The following is a 16,504-nucleotide window of genomic DNA, read 5'->3' as shown; positions in this document are numbered from 1 at the left end:
CCCGAACCGCCGGCCGGTCGGGACCGACCGGCGGGTAATCACTCGGACGCGCCGGCTCGTCGTCCGTCACCCCAGGTGGGAGCCCAGCCACTCCAGTGAGGCGGGCAGCTCCCTGGTCCAGCTGTCGAAGTTGTGCCCGCCGTCGTCCAGGTACAGCGACTCCACCTTGAACTGGGGGTTGGCCGCCGAGACCTGGGCGGCCTGCTCGACGAACTGGACGGTCTGCGGGTAGTCCGCCTCCTTGCGGGTGGAGACCACCAGCAGGTTGAGCGGCGGCGCCGGGAGGTTCTGCAGCCGCCAGTCGAGGTCGTGCTGCTGCGTCAGTGTCTTGTCGCCGTTGAAGAGGTCGCCGCCGGTGTACTGGTCCTGGCGCACCGCGAAGTCGCCGTGCAGGCCCGCGGCGTTCCCGTAGACGTTCGGGAAGCGCATCGACAGGCGCATCGCGCAGCTGCCGCCGGTGGAGTAGCCGAACAGGCCCCAGGAGCCGGCCGAGCGGCCGAGCCGGTACGCGCTGTGCAGCGCCGCGGGCACGTCCTTGACGAACCAGGTCTCGGTGCGCGGCCCCCCGGGGACGTCCACGCACTCGGTGTCCCGGGCGGGGACCACCGCCGGGCGGGCCAGGACCAGGACGGTCGGCGGCATCTTGCCGGAGTGCTGCAGCTCGACCGCGGTCTGCAGCAGGGGCAGTTCCTTGAGCAGGTTCAGCGTGGTGCCCGGGAAGCCGGCCAGGGCCAGCACGACGGGGAAGCGGACCAGGGCGAACTTCGGGTCGAAGTACTCGGGCGGCAGGTAGACGAACATCTGGTCGGAGAAACCCGTCTCCTTGCCGTTGACCCGGACCGACTCGATCTTCCCGACCTCCTCCGGCGCCCCCTTGGGCAGGTTGCCGACACCCTCCAGACCGCCCTCGTCGGTCGGCTGGACCAACTGGTCGGAGACCGGTGTGCCGCCCTTGTGGTTCTCGTTGCTGGTCAGTACACGTTTCGCGCCGCCGGGGTTGAGCAGGTCGTCCCAGGAGGTGTAGAACCCGAAGGAGTTGTTCACCGACAGCGCCAGCACAGCGAGGATCGAGACTTGAACGACTGTCAGCAGGCCGATTCGGCCGAGCACCGGGAGCGGGCGCTGGCTGGCCAGCCGTGGCCAGACCCACAGAGTGGAGACCAGGGCCACCACACCCAGTGCGAGCAGCGAGTTCACCAGCGCTTCGCTGGTCAGTTCCATGCCGTCGGCCTTCCGGTGGGACACTGTCGATGCAGGTTTCATCGTCTGGCGGTCCGTCAGGTAGGGCCACCGCAGCTAGGCTGTCCGGGCGCCCGGGCCGGCACGGGAGGGCGGGGGGAGGCCGGGGGCAACCGGCGCCCTAGAATGCGGCGTCCACCGTACGTAACGCGTACCGGAGGGTCCTGTCCCGCCACGCGGCGGCGGCTCACGGCTCCCACCCCCGGCTCAACCCGCAGCGCGCCCACGGCCCCGGATTACCGTCCTTTTCCGGGTCCTTGGTATGCGCATTGCCTGATGAAGGAATAGGCATGAAGGTCCATCACACGTGCTCCCCCGGAGTGAACGGACACCGCACCGCAGCCTCTACGCTGAGCTTCCATGAGCGTTCCCGTGTCCGTTGAGCCGAGCCCCGAGCAGCCGCCGCGCCGTCGGCGCGGCCTGCAGACGCTGCGCAACCAGGCGGCCGCCGTCCCGAGGGCCTGGCTCCCCGGCGCGGTCGGCTACGCCTGTCTGCTGATCGGACTGGTGGACATCGCGAGCGCGGTGTTCCCCAAGCTCCGGCACACCAAGATGCACACCTTCGCCGGGCAGCTGCCCGGCGGCACCACCAGCCTGGCCGCGGTCGGCACGCTGATGGTCGGCATCCTGCTGGTGCCGCTGGCGCACGCGCTGCGCCGGCGCAAGCGGCGGGCCTGGCGGGCGGTCTGCGTGCTGCTGCCGGTCAGCGCCGCGCTGCACCTCGTGCGCTGGCACCAGATCGGCCCGACGGTCGTCTCGCTGCTGGTCCTCGGCGTGATGCTGGTGCACCAGCGCGAGTTCTACGCCAAGGCCGATCCGCGCACCCGCTGGGGCGCGGTGGTCAACCTGGTCGTCATGGGCACCCTCAGCGTGCTCCTCGGCCTGCTGATCGTGAGCACCCGCACCCGGTACGAGGTCGGACACCCGGCCCTGCTGGAGCGGCTGCAGCACGTCGGGTACGGACTGTTCGGCTTCGAGGGGCCCGTCCGCTACAGCAACGAGCGGATGTCCGACCTGGTCGCCTACCTGCTCGGCGGCCTCGGCCTGCTGACCGCCTTCACCACCGCCTACCTCGCGCTGCGCCCGGGCAAGCCCAAGCCGGAGCTCACCGCCGAGGACGAGGAGAAGGTCCGCGAGCTGCTCAAGCGCCACGGCGAGCGCGACTCGCTCGGCTACTTCGCGCTGCGCCGCGACAAGAGCGTGCTGTTCTCGCCCACCGGCAAGGCCGCGATCTCCTACCGGGTGGTCTCCGGCGTGATGCTCGCCTCCGGCGACCCGGTCGGCGACGTCGAGGCCTGGCCCGGCGCGATCAAGGTGTTCATGGCCGAGGCCCGCGAGCACGCCTGGGTGCCCGCCGTGATGGGCTGCAGTGAGGTCGGCGGCGAGGTCTGGACCCGTGAGGCGGGCCTGGACGCGCTGGAGCTGGGCGACGAGGCGATCGTCGACACCGGCACCTTCTCGCTCTCCGGCCGGGCCATGCGCAACGTCCGCCAGATGGTCAAGCGGATCGAGCGCAACGGCTACTCCTGCAAGGTGCGCCGGGTCTCCGAGCTCAGCGTCGAGGAGAAGCTCCGGATCGCCGACGCCGCCGCCCGCTGGCGCGGCACCGACACCGAGCGCGGCTTCTCGATGGCCCTGGGCCGCTTCGGCGACCCGCTGGACGACGACTGCGTGGTGGTCACCGCCCACAAGGACCCGGAGGAGGGCGAGAGCGGGGACGACCTGAAGGCCGTGCTGCACTTCGTGCCCTGGGGGCCGGACGGCATCTCGCTGGAGCTGATGCGCCGCGACCGCGCCGCCGACCCGGGCCTGAACGAGCTGCTGATCGTCGCCGCGCTGCAGGAGGTGGGCGCCATGGGCATCCGCCGGGTGTCGCTCAACTTCGCGATGTTCCGCTCGGCGCTGGCCCGCGGCGAGCGGATCGGCGCCGGCCCGGTGCTGCGCGCCTGGCGCGGACTGCTGGTGTTCCTGTCGCGCTGGTTCCAGATCGAGTCGCTGTACAAGTTCAACGCCAAGTTCCAGCCGGAGTGGGAGCCGCGCTTCCTGATCTTCCCGAGCACCCGGGACCTGCCCCGGATCGGCTTCGCCGCGATGCAGGCGGAGGCCTTCATCACCCTCGGCATGCCGCGCTTCGGCCGCAAGCGCCAGCGCGAGGGGCTGATGCCCGTCCCGTCGACCCGCGAGGTCGGCGAGGCCGCCTGAGGCACCTCGACACCGTCCGGGGCCCCCGCCGAGAATCCTCGGCGGGGGCCCCGTTCGATAATGGGCACATGAGCGATTCGCCGTCCTTCGATCCGCCGGCCGGACTGCCGCGGCTCGACCGCTGCGCCGTGATGGGCGTGGTCAACGTCACGCCCGACTCCTTCTCGGACGGCGGGCTGTGGTTCGACCCCGCCAAGGCGATCGCCCACGGGCTGGCCCTGCGGGCGCGCGGCGCGGACCTGGTGGACGTCGGCGGCGAGTCCACCCGGCCCGGGACCCAGCGGGTGCCCGAGGAGGAGGAGCTGCGCCGGGTGCTGCCGGTGGTCCGCGAGCTGGCCGCCGCCGGGGTGGTGGTGTCCGTCGACACCATGCGGGCCTCGGTAGCCGAGCGGGCCGTCGAGGCCGGCGCCGCGATCGTCAACGACGTCTCCGGCGGCCTCGCCGACCCGGCGATGGCCCGGGTGGTCGCCGAGACCGGTGCGCCGTTCGTGGTCATGCACTGGCGCGGGCAGTCCGCCGACATGGACAGGCTGGCCGTCTACCAGGACGTCGTACGGGACGTGGTCGCCGAGCTGACCGGGCGGATGGAGGCGCTGCTCGCCGCCGGGGTCAAGGAGGACCAGCTGGTCCTCGACCCGGGGCTCGGCTTCGCCAAGACCGCCGAGCACAACTGGGCGCTGCTCGGCCGGCTGGACGCGCTCACCGCGCTCGGCCGTCCCGTCCTCGTCGCGGCTTCGCGCAAGCGGTTCCTGGGTACGCTGCTCGCCGACCCGGAAACCGGGGAACTGCGCCCGGCCCGCCGGCGGGACGACGCGACCGCCGCGGTCTCGGTGCTCTCGGCCCAGGCCGGAGCCTGGGCGGTACGGGTGCACGACGTGTCCGGTACGGCGGACGCCGTCCGAGTGGTCGCGGCCTGGCAGCGCGCGGCGCGGCTGGGATGAGGGAGGGTCTGTGACGGGTGACGGCAGGTTGAGCGGCGGGACGGCCGGAAGGGCCCGGGAGGCGGACCTGGAGGCGGTGCTCGCGGCGAACCGGGCGTTCTACGAAGCGCTGGAGCGGGGGGACGTCGAGGCCGTCGAGGAGGCCTGGCTGGGGCCCGACCACGCCGACGACAAGGGCGGCGTGGTCTGTGTGCACCCCGGCTGGCCGGTGCTGCGCGGGCGGGCACAGGTGACCCGCTCGTACATGCTGATCATGATGAACACGGAGTACATCCAGTTCTTCCTGACCGATGTCGAGGCCGAGGTCCACGGCGATGTGGCCCTTGTCACGTGCACCGAGAACATCCTCTCCGGCGGAGAGGCGGAGGAGGAGGGGGAACTCGGACCGCTGGTCGGCGGAAAGGTCGTGTCGAGCAATCTGTTCCGTCGTACCCCGGCCGGGTGGAAGCTCTGGTCGCACCACGGTTCACCTGTTCTGACCAGCGGCGACGAGGACGACGAGGACTGATTCCGGGGGCTGCGGGAAATGTCTGCCGGAGGGTCGCCGGGGAATTTCCGAGTGGTCACCGAACGTTCACGTCAATCGCCATTCCGGCGCGCGTGGCGACGGTTCGTGCCGGGTAGGACGGTCAGGCGTTGTCCGCGCTCACAGGTAGATTCGAAACGGAGTGGCGGGCGTGCTGCCCGCCTTCGCCCTGTCCGTCCGTGTTCTTCCTCCGGGCGGGGCCCGTCCGACTGGGAGCAGTGATTCGTTTGCTGGACCGCGTCACCCTGCGGGGGCTGCGAGCCCGGGGTCACCACGGCGTCTTCGAGCGCGAGCGCGTCGAGGGCCAGACCTTCGTGGTCGATCTCGTGCTGTACCTGGACACCCGCCCCGCCGCGTCCGGAGACGACCTCACCCGCACGGCGCACTACGGCATCGTGGCCGAGGAGGTCACCGCGATCATCGCCGGGGAACCGGTCGACCTGATCGAGACCCTGGCGCAGCGGATCGCCGACCAGTGCCTCAAGCACGACGCGGTCGAGGAGGTCGAGGTCACCGTGCACAAGCCGGACGCCCCGATCACCGTGCCGTTCGATGACGTGACCGTGACCATCCACCGGGGCCGCGCATGACCCCCACCGCGCGCCTGGTTTCCGATGCAGAGGGACTTCTTCGATGAACAGCAGTGACCCGATCGCCGAGCCGAACGCGTTCGACCTGGAGAGCCGGGTGGATTCCGCCGACACCACGCTGCACAGCCAGCGGTGTGCGGTGATCGCGCTCGGGAGCAACCTGGGTAACCGGCTGGACACCCTGCAGGGTGCCGTCGACGCGCTCGCCGACACCCCCGGGCTGAAGATCAAGGCCGTCTCGGCGGTCTACGAGACCGAGGCCGTCGGCGGCCCGGAGGAACAGCCCAACTACTACAACGCGGTCGTGGTGCTGCGCACCTCGCTGCCCCCGCGGGACCTGCTGGAGCGCGGCAACGCGATCGAGGACGCCTTCGGGCGGGTCCGGGAGGTCCGCTGGGGTGCGCGCACCCTGGACGTCGACATCCTGACCTACGAGGGCGTGCTCAGCGAGGACCCGCAGCTGCTGCTGCCGCACCCGCGTTCGCACGAGCGGGCCTTCGTGCTGGCCCCGTGGCTGGACGCCCAGCCCGAGGCCGAGGTGCCCGGGCACGGGCAGGTCGCCGCGCTGCTGGCGGCGCTCGGTGGCCCGGACGCGCAGGGCGTGAAGCGGCGCGACGACATCCGGCTGACGCTGCCGGAGTAGCGCCGGAGCGGCGCCGGAAGGTCGGCGCGCGGCCGGGCCGGCCGACCGGTCGGGGAACTCGGCCGGGGGCCCCGGCCGTACGAGTAGATGCCCGCCCGTCCGGTCCCGGTACGGTGGCCTGACGCCGCCGTTCCGGGCCACCGGGCGGGCGGTCGGCTCTGGACCTCGGGAAGGACCCCCTCCGCGTGAAGCTGCTTCGCCTCCGCCTGCTGATCGGCATCACCGCCGCGACGACGGCGCTGTCCTGGGCCGGCTCCAAGCTCTGGGCCTCCCTGGACACGCTGCCGGCCGTGCCCGCCGCGGCGCCGGTGGTGCTGGCGGCGGTGGCGGTGATCCTGCTGGCGACCGCGATCTCGCTGCGGTCCCGGCTGAAGGCGGTGCGCGAGCGGCAGCCCGGCGCGAAGCGGGTCGACCCGCTGCTGGCGGCCCGGGCGGTGGTGCTCGGACAGGCCAGCGCGCTGGTCTCCTCGGTGGTCACCGGCATCTACGCCGGGGCCGGGATCTACCTGCTCGGCGAGCTGGACGTGCCGGCCCGCAAGGACCAGGCGGTCACCGCGGGGCTCTCGGTGCTGGCGGGGGCGGCGGTGATCGCGGCGGCGCTCTGGGTGCAGCACGTGTGCAAGCTGCCGGAGAACCACGACGACCCGAGCGGCCCGGCCGCCTCGCACCACTGACGGACCGGCTCGACCACCCCGGATCACCTCCGATCGCGTCGGGATCGCTCCGGATCGCGTCGTACGTCGCTGAGCAGGGCTTTTTTCGTGATCTTGAGTGAAAAGCCGGGCACATGCGGTAAAAACTGCGCCCTGTCAAGGGCGGAAGGAGACCCTGGGCTGACACGCCCCCAATTCGCACGCTAGTTTCTTGGCATGTCTCGCGGACGCCACCGTCATTCCTCCGTCCTGGGCCGGGTCTTTCCCCCCACCGCCGCCGGCGTACTGCTGGTCGCCGCACTGGCCGCTCTGCTTTTCAGTCAGGACACCATCCTGGTGCGCTCGGTGGGCATCGCCGCGCTGATCGCCACCCTCGGCTTCGCGGTGCTGCTGCGCCAGCGCGACAAGGCGGCCCGGGCGGCCGCCGAGGTGTCCGCCGCACAGCGGATGCGGGCCGAGGAGCGGTTCGAGGAGCAGCTGGCCGAGGCCGAGTACGCGGCCGAGGTCGCCGAGGAGCGGGCGACCCGGTTCGGGCGGCGGCTGACGGCGGAGAAGTCGCGGCTGGCCAAGGCCGAGACCGAGATCGCCCGGCTACTGCGGGAGCGGGCCGTCGCCGTCGCCGAGCAGGCGCTCAAGGAGGCCGAGGCGGCCCAGCGGGCGCTCGCCGCGAGCCGCCCCAAGTACCCGGCCAGCCCGGCCGCGTTCGTCCGCGCCGCGTCCGTGCTGCGGCTGCTGGAGCGGCGGGCCGCCGAGCAGGAGGCGCTGCGGGAGCGTACGGCTGGTGCGGAGGTCGCGCTGCGGGCGCCCGCGGGGGAGTCGCGGATCGTCACAGCCGCTCCGGCTGCGACTGCCGTGCCCGTTCCGTCGGTGGTGCCGGCGCCCAAGTCGGTCGCCGTGCCGGCTCCGGTGGCGCCCTCGGTACCCACCCCGGCGCAGGCGCCGACCGCTGAGGTCTCCCCGGCCGGGGCCGCCGGTGCCCCGGCGCGCCGGACGCCGGTGCAGCCCACGCCGCTGCGCCCGGCGCTGACCGCGACGGTCGGCCAGCTCGGCGGGGCACCGGTCGCTCCGGCCGCCGTGCCGGCTCCTCCGGTGGAGCGGCAGCGGCCGCGTCCGGCGCAGTCCGGGCAGGTCCGCGGTCCGGGCTTCAGCTTCTTCGGTCGTGGCACGGGTTCGGCGGTCCGGGCGGCCGCTCCGGCGCCGGCGGTGGGCAGCATCGCCGAGCTGGGGGAGCGCGCGGACCTGGCGGACGTGGTGGGCGACGAGGCGCTCGCCGCCAAGGCGAAGGCCGAGGCCCAGGAGGCCCGGGAGGATCTGGACGTTCGGGAGAGCACGTCGGACGTGCGGCCCGCGCAGCCGGTCGGCTCCGGGGACGCGGAGCAGGACGGGCCGACGGTGGTGGACCTGACGCCCGAGGACGAGACCGAGCTGATCGAGCTGCCGGAGCTGCGCGCCTCGCGCTGAGCACCGTTGAGCACCGCAGCGGAACGCCGCGGCGCGGGAAGTCGGACGGATCGACTTCCCGCGCCGCGGCGTTTCCCGGCCGTGCCGCGTCAGATCTGCACGCCGAAGTCCTGGGCGATGCCGGCCAGGCCGGAGGCGTAGCCCTGGCCGACGGCGCGGAACTTCCACTCGCCGTTGTTGCGGTAGAGCTCGCCGAAGATCATCGCCGTCTCGGTGGCGGCGTCCTCGGAGAGGTCGTAGCGGGCGATCTCGGCGCCGCCGGCCGCGTTCACCACGCGGATGTAGGCGTTGCGGACCTGGCCGAAGTTCTGGCCGCGGGCGACGCCGTCGTAGATGGTGACCGGGAAGCTGATCTTGGCGGCCTCGGCGGGCAGGCCGGCCAGGTTGACGTTGATCGACTCGTCGTCGCCCGCGCCTTCGCCGGTGCGGTTGTCACCGGTGTGCACGACGGTGTTGTCCGGGGTGCTGGTGTTGTTGAAGAACACGAAGTGCGCGTTGGACAGCACCTTGCCGTCCGCGTTCAGGACGATCGCGCTGGCGTCGAGGTCGAATTCGGCGCCGGTCGTGGTGCGGACGTCCCAGCCCAGACCGATGCTCACCGCGGACAGGCCGGGGGCCTCCTTGGTCAGCGAGACGTTGCCACCCTTGGAGAGGCTCACTGGCATGGCGATTGCAGTCCCTTCGTTCGCTTTTTCCGGGACAACGCGATACTCCGGCAGCTTGGTTCCGTGGATCCCGTGAATTCTTCGTGAGGTGTCAAACCCGGGCAAAGAGCGGGCAAAGTGGGGGTCGGGGCGCTCGTTTCCGGATGTCAGACCCGGGGGAAGCGGCCCTGCAGCGTCCAGATGTTCGGGTTGTCCGCCAGGTCGGGGTGCATGTCGAACAGGTCGGCGAGGGTGTCCTGGAGGAAGTCCCGGGCCTCGCGCCGCAGCTCGCTGTGCCGGACCACGGCGGGCGGCTCGTCCCGCAGCCAGGTCGCGGTGATCTCGACCCAGTTGAAGCGGCGGGCGAAGCGCAGCAGCTCGGTGTTCTGGGTGAAGTCGAGGTCGGCGGTCTGCACCCGGGCGGCCCGGGAGCCGTCCGGGTCGCGGTCGAGCTGCTCGACGATGTCGCACAGCGCCCAGGCGAAGTCCAGCACGGGCACCCAGCCCCAGCGGGTGGAGAGCTCGGCGCCCTCGGCGTCCAGGTAGACGTCGCCGCAGAACAGGTCGTACCGCAGCGCGCGCACGGGGGCGGTGCGGTAGTCGGTCTGCGGGGGGTCGGGGAAGCGGTTGGAGAGGGAGTAGCCGAGCTCGATCACGTAGGCCATTGTCGGGGCTCGGGGCGGGGGCGGGTAACCGGGGCCGGGGGCGGGCGGGCGGAGCGGCGATAACCGGGTGACCGGGCGGGGGCCGCGCGGGATGATGGGCCCATGTCCGAGCCCATCCGCGTACGGGGGTCGGTGGTCGTCCCCGACGCCGAGCTCGTCTGGCGCTTCTCGCGTTCCTCCGGCCCCGGCGGCCAGCACGTCAACACCTCCGACTCCAAGGTCGAGCTGCGTTACGACGTGGCCGCCTCGAAGGCGCTGCCCGAGGTGTGGCGCACGCGTGCCCTGGAGCGGCTGGCGAACCGGCTGGTGGACGGCCGGGTGCTGGTGGTCCAGGCGTCGGAGTTCCGCTCGCAGTGGCGCAACCGGGAGGCGGCCGCGGCCCGGCTGGCGGCGGTGCTGAGCGAGGCGTGCGCGCCGCCGCCGAAGGCCCGCCGGGCGACCAGGCCGAGTCGGGGGACGGTCGAGCGGCGGCTGAACAACAAGCGGCACCGCTCCGAGTTGAAGCAGGGGCGGCGGTCGCCGCGCGGCGAGTAGCCGAAGGCCCGCGACCGGGCCCGGCACCCCGGTCCGGTTCAGCCCAGGGTGCGGTAGCCGCCGCGGAAGTAGAGCAGCGGGCGGCCGCCGGGGGCGGGGACGGTGGCCTCCAGGACGCGGCCGACCAGCAGGAGGTGGTCGCCCGCGGGTATCCGCTGTTCGGTGCGGCACTCGACGGTGGCCAGCGCGCCCTCGACCAGCGGGGCCCCGGTGTGGGCGCCGCGGCGGTGCGGGGTCTCCGCGAACAGCAGCCGGTCGCTGAGCCGCCCCTTCATGGCGAAGCGCGAGCCGAGCGTCTTCTGCCCCTCGGCGAGCACCGAGACCGCCCAGGTGTCGTTGCGGGAGAGCACCTCGTCCATCCGGGAGTCCTCGCGGACCGAGATCAGCACCAGTGGCGGGTCCAGCGACACCGAGAGGAAGGACGTGGCGGTCATGCCGACGTCCTCGCCGTCCTCCTCGTCGTGGACGGTCACCAGGCTCACACCGGCGGCGAGCTGGGAGAGTGCTGCCCGGAACTCGTCGGGCGTGGCGCGGGGGGCAGCTTCGGGCTGCGGGGACGGGTACACGTACCGCACGGTAGTCGTCGCTCGCCGGAAACGGCATCGGGCCGTGGTCGTAGGACCACCGGGGTGGTCCCTTTCCGGTCGTGCTGCGCTCACCCCCAGGAGTGAAGCGGAGGGACCGGCGGGTGCAGTGGGCTTCAGCGCGCGGCCCATGCGGTCGAGCACGAGAAATGTCCCGAGTCGCGCTTTATGTCCTGCTGTGGGACGGATGAACTGATTAAGGGTGCATTAGTGTCGTGTGATTTAAGTCACAAGTGGCGCCCTATTGCTGACCGAGCGTGCCGAACGCTGTGCTCCCTGTGATTCAGTTCTTCTGGCAATCGGACGATAACCAATCAAGAACTATCCGAAGCAGCCGGGGAGCCCCCGCATGGAAGCCGAGTCGGAGCCGTACGTCCGTCTCGCGACCCTCCGCACCTTGCACCGGGTCGTGGCGGACCTCAACGCTGCCCGCAGCCTGGCGGGCACGCTGCAGGCCGTCGTCGAGGGCGCGGTGCACGGACTCGGCTTCGACGCCGCCGCGGTCAGCCTGGTGCGGCCGGACGGCGACCTCGTGGTGGCGGCCGTCTGGGAGCTGGAGGAGAGCCCGATGGGCGGGCCCTCGGTGCTCCTCGGCCAGGTCGGCTCGCGGGAGTCCTGGGACCGGCTGCTCGGCGTCAGCGACCACTGGGGCACCCTGCGCTTCCTGCCGTACGACCGCGGCTGGGCCGTCGCCAGCGACATCCCGCGCTGGATCGGGGACGGCCCGCTGCCCGTCTACGCCAACGACTGGCACCCCGCCGACGGGCTGCTCGCCCCGATGTACAGCGCAGGCGGCGACCTGCTCGGCGTCCTCTCGGTGGACCGCCCGCGCAGCGGCAAACGGCCCGGGGCGTGGACCCGCGAGGCACTGGAGATGTTCTCGCTGCAAGCCTCCATCGCGATCGGCAACGCCCGGCTGCGGGCCGAGATGCAGCGCGCGCTGGCCCGGCTGGAGAAGGAGCAGCAGGCGCTGCGCGCCAGCGAGGAGAGCTTCCGGCAGGCCTTCGAGTACGCCCCCAGCGGGATGGCCATCACCGAACTGCACGGCGCCGGGCGCGGCCAGCTGACCAGGGTCAACGACGCGCTGTGTCGATTGCTCGGCCGCCCCCGCGCGGTGCTGCGCCAGCAGAGCTTCGCCGACCTGGTCCACCCCGAGGACCGCGCCCTGTTGGAACGCACCAGCGCCGAGAGCGGCCGGGCCGAACTGCGGCTGTCCCGGCGGGACGGCGGCTACCAGTGGGTCTGCCTGCGCAACTCCATCGTGGCGGACGCGGCCGAGGGCCCCAGCTTCCTGCTCACCCACGTCGAGGACATCGAGGACCGCAAGCGCCACGAACTCCAGCTCGCCCACCGGGCCAGCCACGACGCGCTCACCGGCCTGCCCAACGGCGCCGAGCTCAAGGCCCGGCTGGCCCGCCGGCTCTGCGCCGAGCCCCAGCCGGTCGGCGCCGCCGCCAAGTCCGGCGAGGCCTACCCGCAGGCGTACGGCTACCCGGCCGACTCGTACAGCGCGCACACCGCGTACGAGGGGCTGGAGGGCCTGGACCCGTACGCCGGGCAGGTGCACGGGTACGGGCCGGTCGAGGGCGGCCCGCTGCCCGGGCTCGGCGCCGGCTACGGGGAGCACGTGCACGCCGTGGTCCCGGCCGAGTACGGGCAGGGCGGCGAGGCCTGGTCCGGGCCGTTCCGCTCCGGCCCGGCGGCGCCCGCGGAGAAGGGCCTCGCGGTGCTCTTCTGCGACCTGGACGGCTTCAAGTCGATCAACGACCGGTTCGGGCACAACGCGGGCGACTCGGTGCTGGTCGAGGTCGCCCGGCGGCTGAGCGGGGCGGTCCGGGACGGCGACACGGTGGCCCGGCTGGGCGGCGACGAGTTCGTGGTGCTGGCCGACGGGATCGGCCGCGAGGAGGCCAAGGACCTCGCCCACCGGCTGCGCAACGCGATCATCCCGCCGATGCGGATCGACGGCCGGGCGATGCGGGTCGGGGTGAGCCTCGGCATCGGCTGGGCAGGCTGCGGGATGAGCATCGAGGAGGTGCTGAACACCGCGGACGAGCGGATGTACGACGAGAAGCGGGCCCGGGGCGGCGCGGTGCGGGGCGCGCGGGGCGAGCGCTCGCACCGGCGCGCGGGCTGACGGCGGCCGCCGGGCACAGGCCGGTCGGTCGGGTGCCGACCACACCGGGGACGCGCAGGTTACCCACGGGTTGTCAAGGGTTCTTTTCCCGCTGTCACGTACGGCAGGTAGGGTGCGCGGTACGACAGCGTCCATGATCTGCGCCGCCCGCAGCGCGGCGGCGCGCACCGGATGGGGGAACAGACCACCGTGACGACCGCCGGCGACAACGGAGTGCCCGAGGGCCAGGGGGGCGGTGCCCCACAGGACGACGACCCGTTCGGCTACCTCTACCGCCCGGCCGACGGCTCCACCGGACAGCCGGCCGAGCCGCAGCAGGGAGTTCCCCGGACGCCGTACAGCCGGCCGATGGAGGTCGGCCGGGCGCAGTACGGTCCGCCGCGCGCCCAGCAGCCGTACGGCCAGCCCGGTCCGGTGCAGCCGCCGTACGGCCAGCAGGGAATCCCGCCGCAGGGCCCGTACGGCCAGCCGGGCGTTCCGCCGCAGCACGGCGAGTACGGCGCGCCAACCCAGCAGTCCCGCTACGCCGAGCACTCCCGGCCGCAGCCGGGGGACGAGCGGCCGAGCAGCGGCCGGAGCAAGGGCGCGGTGATCGGCGCGGTCGCCGTGGTCGCGGCGATAGCGATCGGTGCTGGGATCGCGCTCTCCACCGGGGACCCGGACGGCGGCGACAAGAGCGCCAAGGGCGGCACCACGACCGCCGCCCCGCCGTCCCCCACCGCCACCGCGGCGAGCAGCACCGCCGGCGGGACGCCCTCCCCTTCGGCGAGTGCCACCGCCACCGACGGGCCGTCGACCGTGGACGCCGGCCAGTTGCAGGGCCAGAACGCGCCGTCGGGCAACAGCGTCAAGGGCGCCAAGTCCGCCGACGGGAGCTACCTGACGCTCCAGCAGGGCGGCTCGGTGACCTGGAACGGCCAGATCGCCACGGCAGGGACGTACAAACTCACCGTGCACTACAACAACGCCGGGGCGGACGTGAAGGGCGCGGCCTCGGTCAACGGCAAGGACTGGCCGAGCGGGCTGTCGTTCAGGAACTACGTCCCCGGCAAGGACCCGGCGTCGTCCTGGTACACCACCTGGATACTCCCGCAGTTCCAGGCCGGGGCGAACTCGGTCACCTTCACGGTGCCGTCCGGCCCGGTCCTGATCGACCAGGTCACGGTCGAGCCGAGCAGCTGACGATCCGTCCCGCGGACGCGAACGGCCGCCCGCCCCTTCGGGGGAGGGCGGCCGTTGCCTTTCGTTCGGTCGGTCCCCGCGGCTCAGGCGGACTTGACGATGGGGAACCTGTCGCCGCCGAGGACCCAGCGGCCCCGGTGCATGACGGCGACCAGGTCGTAACTCGTGGAGTCGACCACGACCAGGTCGGCGAGCTTGCCGGTCTCCAGGGAGCCGACCGAGTCGGTGAGGCCGAGCAGCCGGGCCGGGGTGGTGCAGAGCGACTCGACGGTCTGGTCGAGGGTCAGGCCGTTGACGGTGACCGAGCGCTTGAAGGCCACGTCCAGGGTGAGGGTGGAGCCGGCGATCGCGCCGCCCTCGACCAGCCGGGCCACGCCGTTCTCGACCCGGACCTGGAGGGGGCCGAGGGGGTAGAGGCCGTCGCCCATGCCGGCGGCGCCCATGGCGTCGGTGATCAGGGCGACGCGGCCGGGGCCGGCGGTGCCGTAGGCGAGGTCGAGGACGGAGGGGTGGAGGTGGACGCCGTCGTTGATGAGTTCGACGGTGACGCGCTCGTCCTCGAGCAGGGCGACGATGGGGCCGGGGGCGCGGTGGGCGATGCCGGGCATGGCGTTGAAGAGGTGGGTGGCGACGGTGGCGCCGGCGTCGATGGCTTCGAGGGTGGTGGGGTAGTCGGAGTCGGTGTGGCCGACGGCGGCGATGACGCCGAGGTCGGCGAGCATGCGTACGGAGTCGAGGCCGCCGGGGAGTTCGGGGGCGAGGGTGACCATCCTGGCGTGGCCGCGGGCGGCGTCGACGAGCTTGCGGACGAGGGCGGGGTCGGGGTCGCGCAGCAGGTCGGGGCGGTGGGCGCCGCAGCGGTTGTGGGAGATGAAGGGGCCCTCGAAGTGGACGCCGGCGAGGATGCCGTCCTCGACGAGTTCGGAGAGTACGGCGGCCTGGCGGGCGACGTCGTCGATCTCGCCGGTGACGGTGGAGGCCATCGTGGTGGTGGTGCCGTGTTCGAGGTGGGTGCGGGCGGCGAGGAGGGCCTCCTCGGCGATGCCGGAGGCGTAGGAGGCGCCGCCGCCGCCGTGGACGTGCAGGTCGACGAAGCCGGGTACGACGGTGTGGCCGGTCAGGTCGAGGTCGCCCGGCTCGGTCCCACCGCTCGTGATGGCTGCGATGCGGGATCCCTCGACGGCGAGGCGGTCCCCCTCGACGACGCCGCCGGGCAGGACCAGTCTGGCGCCGGCCAGGGCAGTACGGTCACGGTCCGCGGTGGTCACGCGGTCACCTCCATCGAGAGCAGGTCCCAGGCGAGCAGACCCGCTCCCAGGGACGCGGCGGTGTCTTTGAGCATGGCGGGTACGACCTTCGGGGGCATCTGGAAGGTCAGGCGCTCGGTGACCGCCGTGCGCAGCGGGGTGAAGAGCGTGTCGCCGGCCTCGGCCAGCCCGCCGCCGACGATCACCGTGGACGGGTCGAGCAGGCTCTGGGCGAGCACGATGCCGTCCGCCAGGGCGTCGATCGCCTCCTGCCAGACCGTCCGGGCGCGGTCGTCCCCGGCGTCCACGGCGGCGGCGCAGGATGCCGCGTCGGCGTCGGGATCGCCGCTGGCCACGGCCCAGGCGCGGGAGACCGCGGAGGCCGAGGCGAGCGTCTCCAGGCAGCCGCGGGCGCCGCAGCCGCACCGCGGGCCGCCCGGGCGGACCACGACGTGGCCGATCTCGCCGCCGTAGCCGTGCGCGCCGGCCTCGATCCGGCCGTCGATGCCGATGGCGCCGGCGATGCCGGTGCCCAGGGCGATGAACAGGAAGCGGCCGACGCCCCGGCCGGCTCCGAGCCGGCCCTCGGCCAGGCCGCCGGAACGCACGTCGTGGCCGAGGGCCACCGGCATCGCGGGACCGCCGGGGGCGGCCAGTCGCTCGCCGAGCAGCTTGCGCATCGGGAGGTCGCGCCAGCCGAGGTTGGCGGAGAAGACCGCGATCCCGTTCTTCTCGTCGATCGTGCCGGGCACGGCCACGCCGGCCGCCGCCGGGGCGACGCCGAAGCGGGCGCGGCCCTCGTCGGCCAGGTCGGCGGCGAAGTCGAGGATGGCGGCGACGACGGCGTCAGGGCCGTGCTCCCGCCCGGTCGGTCGGCGTGCTTCGAACAGCACGGAGCCGTCCTGGGCGAGCAGCGCGGCCTTCATGCCGGTGCCGCCTACATCGAGTGCGATGACGTGCTTCACGGAGGACAGTTTCCCTTGGTCCGGGCGAAGAGGTCTAGTCCAGTGGTCGGATTGGTCTGGTCCATGTTGGGTGAGCTTTGTCTCGGCTGCGGGGGTGTGCGGGGCTTTGTGTCGAGGGGGCGGGCAGGGGCTTCCGTTCACCCTGTGTTGCGCATCGTGCAACGAAACGGGGCACTTCGGTAACTACTCGGCGGGTGGGTCCGATTGGTGTGGACCAGTGGACGAACGGTTTGGCAGTCTTGCGCTCCCCCCTGCCGGATTCCCTCATCCGGCCGTATTTCCCCCGAAGGC

Annotated in this window: 16 protein-coding genes; 10 read left to right on the top strand and 6 right to left on the bottom strand. The window is 72.8% G+C overall.

The window, feature by feature from the left end; all coding sequences use genetic code 11:
- Positions 1–66: 66 nt before the first annotated feature.
- A complete protein-coding gene (locus BOQ63_RS21640; protein ID WP_030288948.1) occupies positions 67–1,221 on the bottom strand; it encodes an alpha/beta hydrolase in 1,155 nt (384 codons plus the stop codon).
- A gap of 378 nt (positions 1,222–1,599) precedes the next feature.
- On the opposite strand from BOQ63_RS21640, the gene BOQ63_RS21635 reads away from it, so the two are divergent.
- The 7 genes from BOQ63_RS21635 (at position 1,600) to BOQ63_RS21605 (ending at position 8,255) form a co-directional block, all read left to right on the top strand.
- Positions 1,600–3,441 (top strand): phosphatidylglycerol lysyltransferase domain-containing protein, encoded by a 1,842-nt coding sequence (locus tag BOQ63_RS21635; protein WP_072654814.1) that lies wholly within the window; start codon positions 1,600–1,602, stop codon positions 3,439–3,441.
- 68 nt (positions 3,442–3,509) lie between these two features.
- Positions 3,510–4,382: a dihydropteroate synthase gene (folP, locus tag BOQ63_RS21630; protein ID WP_030288945.1), complete on the top strand. Its 873-nt coding sequence runs from the start codon at positions 3,510–3,512 to the stop codon at positions 4,380–4,382.
- 10 nt (positions 4,383–4,392) lie between these two features.
- Positions 4,393–4,890 (top strand): nuclear transport factor 2 family protein, encoded by a 498-nt coding sequence (locus tag BOQ63_RS21625; RefSeq protein ID WP_223886001.1) that lies wholly within the window; start codon positions 4,393–4,395, stop codon positions 4,888–4,890.
- 248 nt (positions 4,891–5,138) lie between these two features.
- Positions 5,139–5,498 (top strand): dihydroneopterin aldolase, encoded by a 360-nt coding sequence (folB, locus tag BOQ63_RS21620; RefSeq protein ID WP_030288941.1) that lies wholly within the window; start codon positions 5,139–5,141, stop codon positions 5,496–5,498.
- A gap of 43 nt (positions 5,499–5,541) precedes the next feature.
- Complete coding sequence (folK, locus tag BOQ63_RS21615; protein WP_030555374.1) at positions 5,542–6,141, top strand: 2-amino-4-hydroxy-6-hydroxymethyldihydropteridine diphosphokinase; 600 nt, start codon at positions 5,542–5,544, stop codon at positions 6,139–6,141.
- Between the two features lie 185 nt (positions 6,142–6,326).
- The gene (locus BOQ63_RS21610; RefSeq protein WP_030288939.1) at positions 6,327–6,815 is read left to right on the top strand and encodes a DUF3180 domain-containing protein; all 489 of its coding nucleotides are present in this window, start codon (positions 6,327–6,329) and stop codon (positions 6,813–6,815) included.
- A 195-nt stretch (positions 6,816–7,010) separates the two neighbouring features.
- On the top strand, positions 7,011–8,255 hold the full coding sequence (locus BOQ63_RS21605; RefSeq protein WP_030288938.1) for a hypothetical protein: 1,245 nt from the start codon (positions 7,011–7,013) through the stop codon (positions 8,253–8,255).
- Positions 8,256–8,344: 89 nt separating this feature from the next.
- Here BOQ63_RS21605 and BOQ63_RS21600 read toward each other — a convergent pair whose 3' ends face one another.
- Both BOQ63_RS21600 and BOQ63_RS21595 read right to left on the bottom strand, forming a co-directional pair.
- Positions 8,345–8,920, bottom strand: coding sequence for a TerD family protein (locus BOQ63_RS21600; RefSeq protein WP_030288937.1), 576 nt, complete (start codon positions 8,918–8,920; stop codon positions 8,345–8,347).
- Positions 8,921–9,066: 146 nt separating this feature from the next.
- On the bottom strand, positions 9,067–9,564 hold the full coding sequence (locus BOQ63_RS21595; RefSeq protein ID WP_370863268.1) for a hypothetical protein: 498 nt from the start codon (positions 9,562–9,564) through the stop codon (positions 9,067–9,069).
- A gap of 102 nt (positions 9,565–9,666) precedes the next feature.
- Between BOQ63_RS21595 and arfB the strand changes: the two genes are divergently transcribed.
- Entirely contained in the window at positions 9,667–10,098 is a 432-nt protein-coding gene (arfB, locus tag BOQ63_RS21590) for an alternative ribosome rescue aminoacyl-tRNA hydrolase ArfB (RefSeq protein ID WP_030291192.1), read from the top strand.
- Between the two features lie 38 nt (positions 10,099–10,136).
- On the opposite strand, the gene BOQ63_RS21585 is transcribed toward arfB, so the two are convergent.
- Positions 10,137–10,664 carry a flavin reductase family protein gene (locus BOQ63_RS21585; RefSeq protein WP_223886000.1) on the bottom strand — a complete coding sequence of 176 codons (528 nt, stop codon included), beginning with the start codon at positions 10,662–10,664 and terminating at the stop codon, positions 10,137–10,139.
- Positions 10,665–11,031: 367 nt separating this feature from the next.
- On the opposite strand from BOQ63_RS21585, the gene BOQ63_RS21580 reads away from it, so the two are divergent.
- Together BOQ63_RS21580 and BOQ63_RS21575 are read left to right on the top strand one after the other, a co-directional pair.
- The gene (locus BOQ63_RS21580; RefSeq protein WP_030291194.1) at positions 11,032–12,819 is read left to right on the top strand and encodes a GGDEF domain-containing protein; all 1,788 of its coding nucleotides are present in this window, start codon (positions 11,032–11,034) and stop codon (positions 12,817–12,819) included.
- Between the two features lie 189 nt (positions 12,820–13,008).
- Complete coding sequence (locus BOQ63_RS21575; RefSeq protein ID WP_141763747.1) at positions 13,009–14,001, top strand: hypothetical protein; 993 nt, start codon at positions 13,009–13,011, stop codon at positions 13,999–14,001.
- Positions 14,002–14,084: 83 nt separating this feature from the next.
- Here BOQ63_RS21575 and nagA read toward each other — a convergent pair whose 3' ends face one another.
- Both nagA and BOQ63_RS21565 read right to left on the bottom strand, forming a co-directional pair.
- Positions 14,085–15,269, bottom strand: coding sequence for an N-acetylglucosamine-6-phosphate deacetylase (nagA, locus tag BOQ63_RS21570; RefSeq protein ID WP_072654813.1), 1,185 nt, complete (start codon positions 15,267–15,269; stop codon positions 14,085–14,087).
- On the bottom strand, positions 15,266–16,213 hold the full coding sequence (locus tag BOQ63_RS21565; RefSeq protein WP_150476037.1) for an ROK family protein: 948 nt from the start codon (positions 16,211–16,213) through the stop codon (positions 15,266–15,268). The genes nagA and BOQ63_RS21565 overlap by 4 nt, the downstream gene beginning before the upstream one ends.
- Between the last annotated feature and the right edge of the window lie 291 nt (positions 16,214–16,504).

The organism is Streptomyces viridifaciens (assembly GCF_001888885.2).
In the GTDB taxonomy this organism is placed as follows: domain Bacteria; phylum Actinomycetota; class Actinomycetes; order Streptomycetales; family Streptomycetaceae; genus Kitasatospora; species Kitasatospora aureofaciens.
The sequence above is the reverse complement of the archived record's forward strand: the minus strand, read 5'-3'. Positions and strand labels throughout refer to the sequence as shown.

Bases quoted from the DNA above. Each gene is read 5' to 3' on its own strand.
- BOQ63_RS21640 (WP_030288948.1), bottom strand. From the start codon at position 1,221: ATGGAACTGACCAGCGAAGCGCTGGTGAACTCGCTGCTCGCACTGGGT.
- BOQ63_RS21635 (WP_072654814.1), top strand. From the start codon at position 1,600: ATGAGCGTTCCCGTGTCCGTTGAGCCGAGCCCCGAGCAGCCGCCGCGC.
- folP (WP_030288945.1), top strand. From the start codon at position 3,510: ATGAGCGATTCGCCGTCCTTCGATCCGCCGGCCGGACTGCCGCGGCTC.
- folK (WP_030555374.1), top strand. From the start codon at position 5,542: ATGAACAGCAGTGACCCGATCGCCGAGCCGAACGCGTTCGACCTGGAG.
- BOQ63_RS21605 (WP_030288938.1), top strand. From the start codon at position 7,011: ATGTCTCGCGGACGCCACCGTCATTCCTCCGTCCTGGGCCGGGTCTTT.
- BOQ63_RS21600 (WP_030288937.1), bottom strand. From the start codon at position 8,920: ATGCCAGTGAGCCTCTCCAAGGGTGGCAACGTCTCGCTGACCAAGGAG.
- BOQ63_RS21595 (WP_370863268.1), bottom strand. From the start codon at position 9,564: ATGGCCTACGTGATCGAGCTCGGCTACTCCCTCTCCAACCGCTTCCCC.
- arfB (WP_030291192.1), top strand. From the start codon at position 9,667: ATGTCCGAGCCCATCCGCGTACGGGGGTCGGTGGTCGTCCCCGACGCC.
- BOQ63_RS21580 (WP_030291194.1), top strand. From the start codon at position 11,032: ATGGAAGCCGAGTCGGAGCCGTACGTCCGTCTCGCGACCCTCCGCACC.